Annotated in this window: 15 protein-coding genes; 14 read left to right on the top strand and 1 reads right to left on the bottom strand. The window is 43.0% G+C overall.

The features are described 5' to 3' along the window. The first annotated feature begins 36 nt into the window (after positions 1 to 36). From AU387_RS20885 to fni, 4 genes are all read left to right on the top strand, one after another. Positions 37 to 213, top strand: a complete 177-nt coding sequence (locus AU387_RS20885; protein WP_063623048.1) for a YpfB family protein — start codon at positions 37 to 39, stop codon at positions 211 to 213. 78 nt (positions 214 to 291) lie between these two features. After that, on the top strand, positions 292 to 966 hold the full coding sequence (cmk, locus tag AU387_RS19355; RefSeq protein ID WP_044155003.1) for a (d)CMP kinase: 675 nt from the start codon (positions 292 to 294) through the stop codon (positions 964 to 966). 236 nt (positions 967 to 1,202) lie between these two features. Beyond that, positions 1,203 to 2,351 carry a 30S ribosomal protein S1 gene (gene rpsA / locus AU387_RS19350; protein WP_024121879.1) on the top strand — a complete coding sequence of 383 codons (1,149 nt, stop codon included), beginning with the start codon at positions 1,203 to 1,205 and terminating at the stop codon, positions 2,349 to 2,351. Between the two features lie 12 nt (positions 2,352 to 2,363). Next, complete coding sequence (gene fni, locus AU387_RS19345) at positions 2,364 to 3,413, top strand: type 2 isopentenyl-diphosphate Delta-isomerase (RefSeq protein ID WP_059293687.1); 1,050 nt, start codon at positions 2,364 to 2,366, stop codon at positions 3,411 to 3,413. 49 nt (positions 3,414 to 3,462) lie between these two features. Here fni and AU387_RS20880 read toward each other — a convergent pair whose 3' ends face one another. Beyond that, positions 3,463 to 3,594, bottom strand: coding sequence for a YpzI family protein (locus AU387_RS20880; protein WP_010334754.1), 132 nt, complete (start codon positions 3,592 to 3,594; stop codon positions 3,463 to 3,465). 77 nt (positions 3,595 to 3,671) lie between these two features. Between AU387_RS20880 and AU387_RS19340 the strand changes: the two genes are divergently transcribed. From AU387_RS19340 to folE, 10 genes are all read left to right on the top strand, one after another. Further along, positions 3,672 to 4,274, top strand: a complete 603-nt coding sequence (locus tag AU387_RS19340; protein ID WP_059336631.1) for a YphA family membrane protein — start codon at positions 3,672 to 3,674, stop codon at positions 4,272 to 4,274. After that, positions 4,271 to 5,164 (top strand): YIEGIA family protein, encoded by an 894-nt coding sequence (locus AU387_RS19335; RefSeq protein WP_044155014.1) that lies wholly within the window; start codon positions 4,271 to 4,273, stop codon positions 5,162 to 5,164. The genes AU387_RS19340 and AU387_RS19335 overlap by 4 nt, the downstream gene beginning before the upstream one ends. Next, a complete protein-coding gene (locus tag AU387_RS19330; protein ID WP_024121875.1) occupies positions 5,161 to 5,355 on the top strand; it encodes a capping complex subunit for YIEGIA in 195 nt (64 codons plus the stop codon). Before AU387_RS19335 ends, AU387_RS19330 begins: the two co-directional genes overlap by 4 nt. 153 nt (positions 5,356 to 5,508) lie before the next feature. Beyond that, positions 5,509 to 6,819, top strand: a complete 1,311-nt coding sequence (gene der / locus AU387_RS19325) for a ribosome biogenesis GTPase Der (RefSeq protein WP_010334750.1) — start codon at positions 5,509 to 5,511, stop codon at positions 6,817 to 6,819. A 16-nt stretch (positions 6,820 to 6,835) separates the two neighbouring features. Beyond that, positions 6,836 to 7,873 (top strand): NAD(P)H-dependent glycerol-3-phosphate dehydrogenase, encoded by a 1,038-nt coding sequence (locus tag AU387_RS19320; protein WP_044155027.1) that lies wholly within the window; start codon positions 6,836 to 6,838, stop codon positions 7,871 to 7,873. 336 nt (positions 7,874 to 8,209) lie between these two features. Further along, complete coding sequence (locus tag AU387_RS19315; RefSeq protein WP_024121873.1) at positions 8,210 to 8,413, top strand: DUF2768 domain-containing protein; 204 nt, start codon at positions 8,210 to 8,212, stop codon at positions 8,411 to 8,413. 21 nt (positions 8,414 to 8,434) lie between these two features. Next, a complete protein-coding gene (locus tag AU387_RS19310; RefSeq protein WP_059293690.1) occupies positions 8,435 to 9,169 on the top strand; it encodes a hypothetical protein in 735 nt (244 codons plus the stop codon). Between the two features lie 182 nt (positions 9,170 to 9,351). After that, complete coding sequence (spoIVA, locus tag AU387_RS19305; protein ID WP_010334746.1) at positions 9,352 to 10,830, top strand: stage IV sporulation protein A; 1,479 nt, start codon at positions 9,352 to 9,354, stop codon at positions 10,828 to 10,830. Between the two features lie 372 nt (positions 10,831 to 11,202). After that, complete coding sequence (gene hbs / locus AU387_RS19300; protein WP_003153447.1) at positions 11,203 to 11,481, top strand: non-specific DNA-binding protein Hbs; 279 nt, start codon at positions 11,203 to 11,205, stop codon at positions 11,479 to 11,481. Positions 11,482 to 11,656: 175 nt separating this feature from the next. Then, a complete protein-coding gene (gene folE / locus AU387_RS19295) occupies positions 11,657 to 12,229 on the top strand; it encodes a GTP cyclohydrolase I FolE (RefSeq protein WP_010334745.1) in 573 nt (190 codons plus the stop codon). Positions 12,230 to 12,232 lie beyond the last annotated feature (3 nt).

Genomic DNA, 12,232 nt, shown 5'->3' with positions numbered 1-12,232 from the left:
AAACACTTCCATACTATTTGTGATGGAGGTGGGCTGATGAAGACCTTTGAACGGCTGCTGCTCAAATTATTGTTCATTCAGGCAGTGATTTTACTTGGTATCCAGTTTCTTTTTCACTATCAGCATATTGAACCTTATGTCTCAAAAGTGATTCAATATGAAGGGGTGGATAAAATGGAAGTTAATGATTGGGTAGAAACCTTCAAACATTAATTATTCATGAATTTTTCACCCTTTTTCATAAAGTTCATGATACAATCCATAGAGGAGAAAAGAGCAAGGAGAGGAATTATGGAAAAGAAATTATCGATTGCGATCGACGGCCCGGCTGCTGCGGGGAAAAGCACCGTTGCCAAAATTGTGGCTGAGAAAAAATCGTACATATATATTGATACAGGAGCGATGTATCGGGCCATTACATATGTGGCTTTACAAGAAAAAGTTGATTTGACAGATGAAGCAAAATTAGCTGAGCTGTTAAAGCAAACCGATATTGAGCTGATTACAACAAAAGAAGGACAAAAGGTGCTTGTCAACGGCACAGATGTGACTGAGGACATCAGAAAAGACGAGGTCAGCAATCAAGTCTCAATTGCTGCCAAGCACAGAAGCGTCAGGGAAGAAATGGTGAAACGCCAGCAGCAGCTCGGGGAAAAAGGCGGTGTTGTCATGGACGGACGTGATATCGGAACTCATGTGCTTCCAAACGCCGAAGTGAAGATCTTTCTTTTGGCATCTGTTGAAGAGAGAGCGAAACGCCGTTATGAAGAAAACGTAAAAAAAGGCTACGATGCCAACTACGAAACATTAATTGAGGAAATTGCAAGAAGAGATAAGCTCGATTCAGAGCGCGAAGTTTCTCCGCTTCGAAAAGCAGATGACGCGCTTGAAATCGACACGACTTCTCTCTCCATTCAGGAAGTTGCTGAAAAAATCCTTGATGTAGTGGAGCAAAAGTCCCGCTGATACCGGCGGAGGCCACTTTTTTTGAATTTTTCAACAAAGAAAGAATGTTATTGCTTGACAAACCTGTCCTTTTATTAGAAGTTAATACTAATAAAACTTTTTATTGATCATTCAAAATCTTTTTTGGATGATTCTTTAATACATATTCGGCTAAAAGCGGACATGCATGATACGTGTTCAGCTTTCAAACCGTTTTTAATTAAGCTGTGTAGGTTTGGACCAAGGAGGTTATTCAAATGACAGAGGAAATGAATCAAATTGATGTTCAAGTACCAGAGGTTGGAGATGTAGTAAAAGGGATTGTGACAAAGGTAGAGGACAAGCATGTGGATGTTGAAATTATCAATGTCAAACAGTCCGGTATTATTCCAATCAGTGAATTATCAAGTCTTCATGTAGAGAAAGCATCGGATGTCGTAAAAGTAGACGACGAGCTTGACCTGAAAGTAACAAAAGTGGAAGACGATGCTTTGATTTTATCTAAACGTGCTGTTGATGCAGACCGCGCTTGGGAAGACCTTGAGAAAAAATTTGAAACAAAAGAAGTGTTTGAAGCTGAAGTGAAAGATGTCGTAAAAGGCGGTCTAGTGGTTGATATCGGCGTTCGAGGCTTTATTCCGGCATCACTTGTAGAAGCGCATTTTGTAGAAGATTTTACCGACTATAAAGGAAAAACACTGTCTCTGCTCGTAGTAGAGCTTGACCGTGATAAAAACCGCGTCATCCTTTCACACCGTGCGGTTGTTGAAAGTGAGCAGGCGAATAAAAAACAAGACCTTCTTCAGTCTCTAGAAGTCGGAAGTGTGCTCGATGGTAAAGTGCAGCGCCTGACTGACTTTGGTGCGTTTGTTGATATCGGCGGTATCGACGGGCTTGTGCACATATCACAGCTTTCCCACTCCCACGTTGAAAAGCCGTCTGATGTTGTGGAAGAGGGACAGGAAGTGAAAGTGAAAGTATTATCGGTTGACCGGGATAATGAGCGTATTTCTTTATCTATTAAAGAAACGCTGCCTGGGCCTTGGAGCCAAATTGGCGAGAAAGTCAAGCCGGGTGATGTGCTTGAAGGAAAGGTTCAGCGCCTCGTGAGCTTCGGTGCGTTTGTTGAAATTCTTCCTGGCGTAGAAGGTCTCGTTCATATTTCTCAAATTTCTAATAAACACATCGGCACGCCGCATGAAGTCCTTGAAGAAGGACAGACTGTAAAAGTGAAGGTTCTTGATGTGAATGAAAATGAAGAGCGCATTTCATTAAGCATGCGTGAGCTTGAAGAAGCTCCTAAAGCCGATCAAGAGGATTACCGCCAATATCAGGCGAAGGAAGAAACAAGCACTGGCTTCCAGCTTGGAGATCTGATCGGAGATAAGCTTAATAAACTAAAATAATTGGTGATAAACGTGACTCGAGCAGAACGGAAAAGAGAACACATCAATCATGCCCTGTCTACCGGCCAAAAGCGGGAGACGGGTCTTGATGATATTACGTTTGTTCATGTCAGTCTGCCCGATCTTGCATTAGAACAAGTAGATATTTCCACAAAAATCGGCGAACTTTCAAGCAGTTCGCCGATTTTTATCAATGCAATGACTGGCGGCGGCGGACAACTTACATATGAAATTAATAAGGCGCTTGCTAGAGCAGCTCGTATAGCTGATATTCCTCTCGCTGTCGGCTCACAAATGTCGGCGTTAAAAGACCCGTCTGAACGCTATTCGTATGAAATCGTCCGAAAGGAAAATCCGAATGGGCTGATTTTTGCCAACTTGGGCAGTGAGGCGACAGCTCGTCAGGCGAAGGAAGCTGTCGAAATGATTGAGGCGGATGCGCTGCAGATTCACCTGAATGTGATTCAGGAAATTGTCATGCCTGAAGGCGACAGAAGCTTTAGCGGCGCTCTTTCCCGTATTGAACAGATCTGCAGCGAAATCAAAGTGCCTGTCATAATAAAAGAAGTAGGCTTCGGAATGAGCAAAGAATCAGCAAGAAAGCTGTATGAAGCTGGTGCGGCAGCTGTTGATATCGGCGGTTACGGAGGAACAAATTTCTCGAAAATAGAAAATCTCCGAAGACAGCGGAAGATCACTTTTTTCAACTCATGGGGGATTTCAACAGCAGCGAGCTTGGCGGAAATCCGCTCTGAGTTTCCCGGTAAAACTACGATTGCGTCCGGCGGCCTTCAAAATGCGCTTGATGTCGCGAAGGCGATAGCTCTTGGGGCTTCCTGTACCGGAATGGCAGGGCACTTCTTAAAAGCGCTGACTGAAAAAGGCGAAGAAGGGCTGCTTGAAGAGATTCAGCTGATCCTAGAGGAATTAAAAATGATTATGACTGTGCTTGGCACCAGTACGATTTCTGATTTGCAAAAGGCTCCTCTTGTCATAAAAGGTGAGACTCATCACTGGCTGACAGAGAGAGGCATTCATACTTCCAATTACAATGTGCGTTGACAGCTGTATAAGAAAAGCCCAAAACGGTGTGAGTTTTGGGCTTTTTGTATTATGATTTACGCTTTTTAAATTTGCCGTTTTGTTCAAGGCTGGTGGCTCCGTCATAGTGAATCGATTGGTCCCGGTCTGATTCCACTCTGCCCGAAGCCTTGAGTTTTTTCTCCTGTCTGTCTTTTCCCATGATCATTCTCCTTTACGTGAAGCGGTTTGTTTAAAAAAAGTGTTTAGACTCCATACTGGGAGTATGGAGGAAGCGATATGGAACAATTTTATTATTATTGGTCAATGTGGTTTTTGTGGGTGCTGACAACCTTTATTCTTGGAAAGACGAAAAGGCGCTTTGCCGTCTCAGTATTTATTTTGACTAATATCATCTTAAGCATACATCACTTTACTTTATATTTTTCTCTGAATGCGGCGTACGTGATGTTTCTCGTTTGCGGGTGCGTCTATGCCGGATATTTAGGGATGTATAAACGATTTCGCTATATCATGGTGCACCTGACGCTTGTTTCCGGGTATGCGTTTGTTTATCTTTTTGCATTATATGATCCGGTTTGGTTCATCATAAAACCTGAGTGGACCGCTGTTGTATTATGTGTGCTTTTGACTGCTTCTGTTGAAAGGGATTTTCAGATGCAGCTTGCCTTATATGTTCTAGGAATGTGCCAAGGCGAACTGGTGTATTCTTTTGTCATTCAACAATTGGCAGGGCATACGGCTGTCGGAGGTTTTCAATGGCTTAACGCGTGCTCTGCGGGAACGATATTGCTGTTTGGCATATCAAAATATGAACAGCTCGCCAGTCAAATTGGCCAGAGAGGCAAAAGATCAAACAAAGGAGCTACTAAAATGTCATGAGTGATTACATCTATCCGATTATTGCGGGGGTCGTAGCAGGAGTCGCCACAAGGCTGTATATGCTGAAAACAGATTACCGTCAGTATCCGACCTATATTCACGGAAAAGTCATTCATATTGCACTTGGGCTTATTGCGGCAGGGTTAGGGGCAATTATTATGCCTGCGCTATTACAGGAGGAGTTTACGGCCATCACGTTTTTGACACTTGCAGCCACTCAATTCAGAGATGTCAGAAATATGGAGCGGAATACGTTGACACAAATGGATTCGTACGAACTTGTCTCAAGAGGAAGCACTTACATTGAAGGAATCGCCATTGCGTTTGAAAGCAGAAATTATATCGTAATTTTTACTGCTCTTTTGACAACATCGGCGTACGTGTTTTTCTCAATCTGGGCTGCTGTCATCACCGCTGTTGTTTGTTTTTTGTTAGCGATGAAATTTATGTCCGGCAGTGTATTGAAAGATATTGTCGATATTGAGTACATAGAGCCTCACTTCGAAGGGCCGGGTCTGTTTGTAGATAATATTTATATGATGAACATCGGACTTCCGGAGAAACAGGAGCTGATTTTAAAGCATGGCATGGGGTTTATTTTAACGCCTAAAAATTTTAATTCAGCTGCAACCATTGCCAACCTGGGTCAGCGCCAGGCCATTTTATTTGATGTCTCCAATGTGCTGGGGGTGTATCGGGACTCAGGGGAGCCGTCCCTGACGCCAATCGCGAAACGGGATCTTAATGACGGAAGAGTGGGCGTTTTTGTCCTGCCCCAAATTCATCACCCGGAAACAGCTGTTCAGATTATCAGCAATGTTCCGACTTTGGAAAACGCGATCAGAATGCCTACGGAATTTATCAAAAAACAGGATAAGGTGATAGGATGAGTGAATCGCTGACGAAAGTGATTTTGTCTGTTATCACGACAAACCGGAACCGTGCTTCAGGAGGAACGCCCATCTTTTTTTGTAATGACCAAAAAGAGATGGAGCTTTTCGCTAAAAACCTTGAGGCAATCCTTGACGGAATTGCTCATAGAATTGGGGAAGATGTTTATTTGATCGTGAAACATTTTTAAGAATAGTTGTGATCCCAGTAAAAACTGATATAATAAATGAGTTAAGCCCTTCCTCTGAAGGGTTTCTTTTCATAAAAGTGAATGAGATGATTTAAATAACCGGTTGAGAATTTATGTAAAAATGAAAGCGGCTGGATCGAAAGGAAGGGTACTATGGGTAAACCTGTCGTAGCCATTGTCGGGAGACCGAATGTAGGAAAATCCACAATCTTTAATCGGATTGCGGGTGAAAGAATTTCAATAGTAGAAGATACCCCTGGTGTGACAAGGGATCGGATATACAGCTCGGCTGAATGGCTGAATTATGATTTTAATTTGATTGATACGGGCGGTATTGATATCGGTGATGAGCCGTTTCTAACACAGATACGCGAGCAGGCCGAAATCGCCATGGATGAAGCGGATGTCATTATTTTTATGGTGAATGGCCGTGAAGGTGTGACTGCTGCTGATGAAGAAGTAGCGAAAATTTTGTACCGCACGAAAAAGCCTGTTGTTTTAGCGGTAAATAAACTGGATAACACAGAAATGAGAGCGAATATTTATGATTTTTATTCGCTGGGCTTTGGTGAACCGTATCCGGTTTCAGGAACACACGGGCTGGGACTCGGAGATTTACTGGATGCCGCAGCGGAGCATTTCAAAAATATCCCTGAAACAAAATACGATGATGAAGTCGTTCAATTTTGCCTGATCGGACGCCCGAATGTAGGAAAGTCTTCTCTGGTAAACGCGATACTTGGCGAAGATCGTGTCATTGTGAGTAATGTGGCAGGAACAACAAGAGATGCCGTTGATACAACATTTACTTATAACCAGCAGGATTTTGTCATTGTAGACACTGCCGGCATGAGAAAAAAAGGTAAAGTGTATGAAACGACTGAAAAGTACAGCGTGCTGCGGGCGCTGAAAGCCATCGACCGCTCTGAAGTTGTTGCGGTGGTGCTTGACGGCGAGGAAGGCATTATCGAACAGGACAAGCGAATCGCGGGTTATGCACATGAAGCAGGCAAGGCTGTCGTGATCGTAGTGAATAAATGGGATGCTGTTGACAAAGATGAAAGCACGATGAAAGAATTTGAACAAAATATCCGCGACCATTTTCAATTTCTTGACTATGCACCGATTCTGTTCATGTCAGCATTAACGACAAAACGGATTCATACGCTCATGCCTGCAATCATTAAAGCAAGTGAAAATCACTCACTTCGTGTCCAGACGAATGTCTTAAATGACATCATTATGGATGCGGTGGCAATGAACCCGACACCGACTCATAACGGGTCACGCTTGAAAATTTATTATGCGACTCAAGTTGCGGTGAAGCCGCCGAGTTTTGTTGTGTTTGTAAACGATCCCGAACTGATGCATTTTTCATACGAACGATTTTTAGAAAACCGAATCAGAGACGCGTTCGGTTTTGAGGGGACACCAATCAAAATATTTGCAAGAGCTAGAAAATAAAAAGGTGTGAATCAAAGTGAAAAAAGTAACAATGCTTGGAGCAGGGAGCTGGGGAACCGCGCTGGCTTTGGTTTTAACTGATAACGGAAATGAAGTATGCGTTTGGGCTCACCGTGCAGAGTTAATACATCAAATCAATGAACTGCATGAGAATAAAGACTATTTGCCAAATGTTAAGCTGCCTACAACTATGAAAGGGACAACAGATATGAAAGAAGCTGTGTCAGACGCAGATTTCATCATAGTTGCTGTTCCGACCAAAGCAATTCGGGAAGTGTTGAGACAGGCAGTGCCTTTTATGACGAAAAAAGCAGTTTTTGTTCATGTGAGTAAGGGGATAGAGCCGGATTCGCTCCTGCGTATTTCTGAAATTATGGAATTTGAGCTCCCGAGTGATGTCAGAAAGGACATTGTCGTGCTCTCCGGGCCGAGCCATGCTGAAGAAGTAGGACTCCGGCATCCGACAACCGTCACTTCCTCTTCAAAGAGCATGCAGGCTGCAGAAGAGGTGCAGGATCTGTTTATAAACCACAATTTTCGGGTGTACACAAATCCTGACATTATCGGTGTAGAAATCGGAGGCGCTTTGAAAAATATTATCGCCCTTGCTGCTGGCATCACAGACGGCTTAGGATACGGCGATAATGCCAAAGCTGCTTTGATTACGCGGGGTCTTGCTGAAATTGCGAGACTCGGCACAAAAATGGGCGGGAATCCGCTAACGTTTTCCGGATTGACAGGTGTCGGAGACCTGATTGTTACGTGCACAAGTGTTCACTCCAGAAACTGGCGTGCCGGCAATTTACTCGGAAAAGGGTACAAGCTTGAGGACGTTCTCGAAGAAATGGGAATGGTCGTTGAGGGAGTGCGCACGACAAAAGCGGCTTACCAGCTTTCAGAAAAATATCAGGTGCAAATGCCGATTACAGAAGCCCTTCATCAAGTTCTGTTTAATGGACAAAAGGTAGAAACCGCTGTTGAATCCTTAATGGCGAGAGGGAAAACCCACGAGATGGAGGACTTGGTGAATACATTTGATAACCAAGTTAAATAAAGGTGTCAACGGAATAGAAATCCGCATATTCTAATTGCACGAAAGCCCGAAACACAGAAGAATACCCATGCCTTGGGATCTCCTGAAACATTTTGCCGATTTAGGCAAGAGAGGATGCATCTGTATGCAAAGTCGCATACTATAGCATCGAAGTCCAAGAGAGTGTTTCTTAAACGTAGGTGAATATAGTCAATTTGACTGAAGCAAAGTCCCCCTCTTTGCTTCAGTTTTTTTATTTTATCAAAGGATGGAAAATCTGGTTGATCTTTTCAAGCGCTGTATATTAAAATGAAATGTAACGCTTACAAAACAAATGTCGGAGGGGGCGCGGGTCATTTGAGTCTGGCATTGATCAAAATGTGGTTTGCCCTTGGTTCCATGGGGCTGATGTTTCTGGCCGTAGCATGTATCTATTTAAGCCGTTTTAAATGCAGAAACCGTTTTCTGAAGATTGCGGTTTCATCGTTTGCTTACATGTGTGTATTGATTTCAGGAATTATTGTATTTGTGGTGGTATTCAGCGGCCCTGTTAATGAATAAAGCTGTAAAAGGAAGTGCTGTATGGGTAAACTGAAGTGCGCTATGATTTTTGTAGCAGTGATTTTCTTATCTGGATGTTTATATCCGCATGAGCGGAAAAGCAGTGTACAAGCCACTCCTTATCAGGACCAATTAAAGCTGGTTCAATCAGCCGTTGATGAATTTCAAAAGGCAAACGGAGGACTGCTTCCGATTCAAACAAAAGATATGTCAACACCGCTTTATCAAAAATATCCGATAGATTTTAACCGTTTAGCGCCGAGATATATGGCTGAACCTCCAAGCACGGCATATGAAAGCGGCGGAGACTATCAATACGTGCTTGTCGATGTAGAGAACAATCCGACTGTTAAACTGATTGATGTAAAGATGGCGGAAAAAATACGTGATATCAAATTACGCGTTCAAATGTACCGCCAAGAACATAAATATCCGCCATATCAGGATGTATTAGCGCGTGACTTGTTTACGCTTGATGGGAAAAAACTAGGGGAGGCTGATTCTCTTTCTGTCACAAGCCCAATCTCAGGAAACTCCCTGCCGCTTATGATTGACGGAGACGGAGACATTTATGCCGACTATCGGACAGAGCTCGTTTCCTGTCTCAAAAAAAGCAAAAAAACTTTTAAACCCGGCACGGAAATACAGGACATAATATGGGAAGAGACGCCTTTCGTCCCCGCATTTTCAGTGAAATATACCGTTAATGACAAACAAGAACCTGTTTTTTTAGAAAATGATATAAAAAAGGAATGAACCTTTCTCCCTTGCATACAAATAGGGAGAAAGGTTTTTTTATACTTTAATAGATTAAGGATGGAAAATTTTCTGAAGATGTCATATTGAAATAGGACAACGTCATACACATATAGTGTCCTGTGTTTGATTGAAAAAGGTTAATAAAATTGATAAGGATAGGAAGTCCGGGAGGGGATCACTTGGAAAAGGTCGATATTTTCAAGGATATCGCTGAACGAACAGGAGGCGATATATACTTAGGAGTCGTTGGTGCTGTCCGTACAGGGAAATCTACGTTTATTAAGAAATTTATGGAGCTTGTGGTGCTCCCGAATATCAGTAATGAAGCAGACCGGGCACGTGCGCAGGATGAACTGCCTCAAAGCGCAGCCGGAAAAACGATTATGACTACAGAGCCTAAATTTGTTCCGAATCAGGCGATGTCTGTTCATGTATCAGACGGACTCGATGTCAATATAAGATTAGTAGATTGTGTAGGCTACACAGTGCCGGGTGCAAAAGGATACGAGGATGAAAACGGCCCGCGGATGATTAATACACCTTGGTACGAAGAACCGATCCCGTTTCATGAGGCTGCTGAAATCGGAACGCGGAAGGTGATTCAAGAACATTCGACCATCGGAGTGGTTATTACGACAGACGGCACGATTGGTGATATCGCCAGAAGTGACTATATAGAGGCAGAAGAAAGAGTCATTGAAGAGCTGAAAGAAGTCGGAAAACCCTTTATTATGGTCATTAACTCAGTAAAACCGTATCACCCGGAGACAGAGGCGATGCGCCAGGATTTAAGCGAGAAATACGATATCCCTGTTTTGGCAATGAGCGTAGAAAGTATGCGGGAAAACGATGTACTGAATGTTCTCAGAGAGGCTCTTTATGAGTTTCCTGTGCTTGAAGTAAATGTAAATCTTCCAAGCTGGGTCATGGTGCTGAAAGAAAACCATTGGCTGCGCGAGAGCTATCAGGAATCAGTGAAGGAAACTGTTAAGGATATTAAACGGCTCCGTGATGTCGACAGGGTTGTCGGTCAATTCAGCGAGTTTGAGTTTATTGAAAGTGCCGGATTAGCCGGGATTGAGCTCGGCCAAGGGGTTGCAGAAATTGATTTGTATGCGCCCGACCATTTATATGATCAAATCCTAAAAGAAGTGGTTGGCGTTGAAATCAGGGGCAGAGACCACCTGCTTGAGCTGATGCAGGATTTTGCCCATGCGAAAACGGAATATGACCAGGTGTCCGACGCCTTAAAAATGGTCAAACAGACGGGATACGGCATTGCAGCGCCTGCTTTAACTGACATGAGTCTGGATGAGCCGGAAATTATACGGCAAGGCTCCAGATTCGGCGTAAGATTGAAAGCTGTCGCACCGTCAATCCATATGATCAAAGTGGATGTCGAAAGCGAATTTGCGCCGATTATCGGAACTGAAAAACAAAGCGAGGAACTGGTGCGTTACTTAATGCAGGACTTTGAGGATGATCCGCTTTCAATTTGGAACTCTGACATTTTTGGAAGATCGCTCAGCTCTATCGTGAGAGAAGGGATTCAGGCAAAGCTCTCACTGATGCCTGAAAACGCACGATATAAATTAAAAGAAACATTAGAAAGAATCATAAACGAAGGATCAGGCGGCTTAATCGCCATTATCCTGTAATGCGGGAAGACCTCTTTATAGAATAGGAGGTCTTTTTTCTTTGCTCTTAATATTGGAAAAGGATCAAGGAATAGGATGAAAAAAGGAAAAAAAGGAATATTTGTTCGATAAATCACGTTAAATCCTTGACGAGCAAGGGATTGACGCTTTAAAATGCTTGATATGGCTTTTTATATGTGTTACTCTACATACAGAAATTCTTCACTCTGATGGACAAACATTCCTTGGAGTGCAGTTTTTCTTAAAAGCCGTTTAATTGTCTTTCTCTTGCTTGTCTGATTTTTTTCTCAGGCAGGTTTAGAATCAGACTGAACTGTGAAGAAATGATAATAAACGAACTGAGCTTATTCCTTTTGGGAGGAGGTGAAAGGCATGAACAAAACAGAACTTATTAATGCGGTTGCGGAAGCAAGCGAATTGTCTAAAAAAGACGCTACAAAAGCAGTTGACTCTGTTTTTGATACGATCTTAGATGCACTTAAAAACGGTGATAAAATCCAACTGATCGGTTTTGGTAACTTCGAGGTGCGTGAACGTTCTGCACGTAAAGGACGCAACCCTCAAACAGGTGAAGAAATCGAAATTCCAGCAAGCAAAGTACCTGCTTTCAAACCAGGTAAAGCGCTTAAAGACGCAGTTGCCGGAAAATAATTGTGAATATAGATCGTGTATGCATCTAGATTACATACACTTTATTTCTTCACAGAAAAGCCCCTTCTTAAGGGGCTTTTCATTTTTTTAGGAGCGTGTGCATTCACTTTGCTTTTAGCGGGGCATGTGTGCTAGAATCGAAATTAAATGTATTCATTGGTGGAGGACACAGAACATGAAAGAAGTTAATAAAGAACAAATCGAACAAGCTGTTCGTCAAATTTTAGAAGCGATCGGAGAGGACCCAAACAGAGAAGGGCTTCTTGATACTCCGAAACGAGTCGCAAAGATGTATGCCGAAGTATTCTCCGGCTTGAATGAAGATCCAAAAGAACATTTCCAGACTATCTTCGGTGAAGACCATGAGGAGCTTGTTCTAGTAAAAGATATCGCGTTTCATTCTATGTGTGAGCATCACCTTGTTCCTTTTTACGGAAAAGCACATGTTGCATATATACCGCGGGGCGGAAAAGTCACAGGGCTCAGCAAATTGGCGCGTGCCGTTGAGGCAGTTGCAAAGCGTCCGCAGCTTCAGGAGCGCATCACTTCTACAATTGCAGAAAGCATCGTAGAAACGCTTGATCCGCATGGCGTAATGGTTGTTGTTGAAGCGGAGCATATGTGCATGACAATGCGGGGCGTAAGAAAGCCGGGCGCCAAAACAGTCACTTCAGCTGTCAGAGGCATTTTCAAAGATGATGCTGCTGCACGTTCAGAAGTATTGGAACATATTAAACGCCAGGACTAATAA

Origin of the sequence: Bacillus halotolerans (genome assembly GCF_001517105.1) — a bacterium.
Taxonomy (GTDB): Bacteria; Bacillota; Bacilli; order Bacillales; family Bacillaceae; genus Bacillus; species Bacillus halotolerans.
Note: the sequence above shows the minus strand (reverse complement) of the source record. Positions and strands in the feature narration are given on the sequence as shown.

Coding starts and splice junctions, on each gene's coding strand:
- AU387_RS19335 (WP_044155014.1), top strand. CDS start 4,271: ATGAGTGATTACATCTATCCGATTATTGCGGGGGTCGTAGCAGGAGTC.
- AU387_RS20880 (WP_010334754.1), bottom strand. CDS start 3,594: ATGGGAAAAGACAGACAGGAGAAAAAACTCAAGGCTTCGGGCAGAGTG.
- AU387_RS19340 (WP_059336631.1), top strand. CDS start 3,672: ATGGAACAATTTTATTATTATTGGTCAATGTGGTTTTTGTGGGTGCTG.
- folE (WP_010334745.1), top strand. CDS start 11,657: ATGAAAGAAGTTAATAAAGAACAAATCGAACAAGCTGTTCGTCAAATT.
- cmk (WP_044155003.1), top strand. CDS start 292: ATGGAAAAGAAATTATCGATTGCGATCGACGGCCCGGCTGCTGCGGGG.
- AU387_RS20885 (WP_063623048.1), top strand. CDS start 37: ATGAAGACCTTTGAACGGCTGCTGCTCAAATTATTGTTCATTCAGGCA.
- der (WP_010334750.1), top strand. CDS start 5,509: ATGGGTAAACCTGTCGTAGCCATTGTCGGGAGACCGAATGTAGGAAAA.
- hbs (WP_003153447.1), top strand. CDS start 11,203: ATGAACAAAACAGAACTTATTAATGCGGTTGCGGAAGCAAGCGAATTG.
- AU387_RS19310 (WP_059293690.1), top strand. CDS start 8,435: ATGGGTAAACTGAAGTGCGCTATGATTTTTGTAGCAGTGATTTTCTTA.
- rpsA (WP_024121879.1), top strand. CDS start 1,203: ATGACAGAGGAAATGAATCAAATTGATGTTCAAGTACCAGAGGTTGGA.
- AU387_RS19330 (WP_024121875.1), top strand. CDS start 5,161: ATGAGTGAATCGCTGACGAAAGTGATTTTGTCTGTTATCACGACAAAC.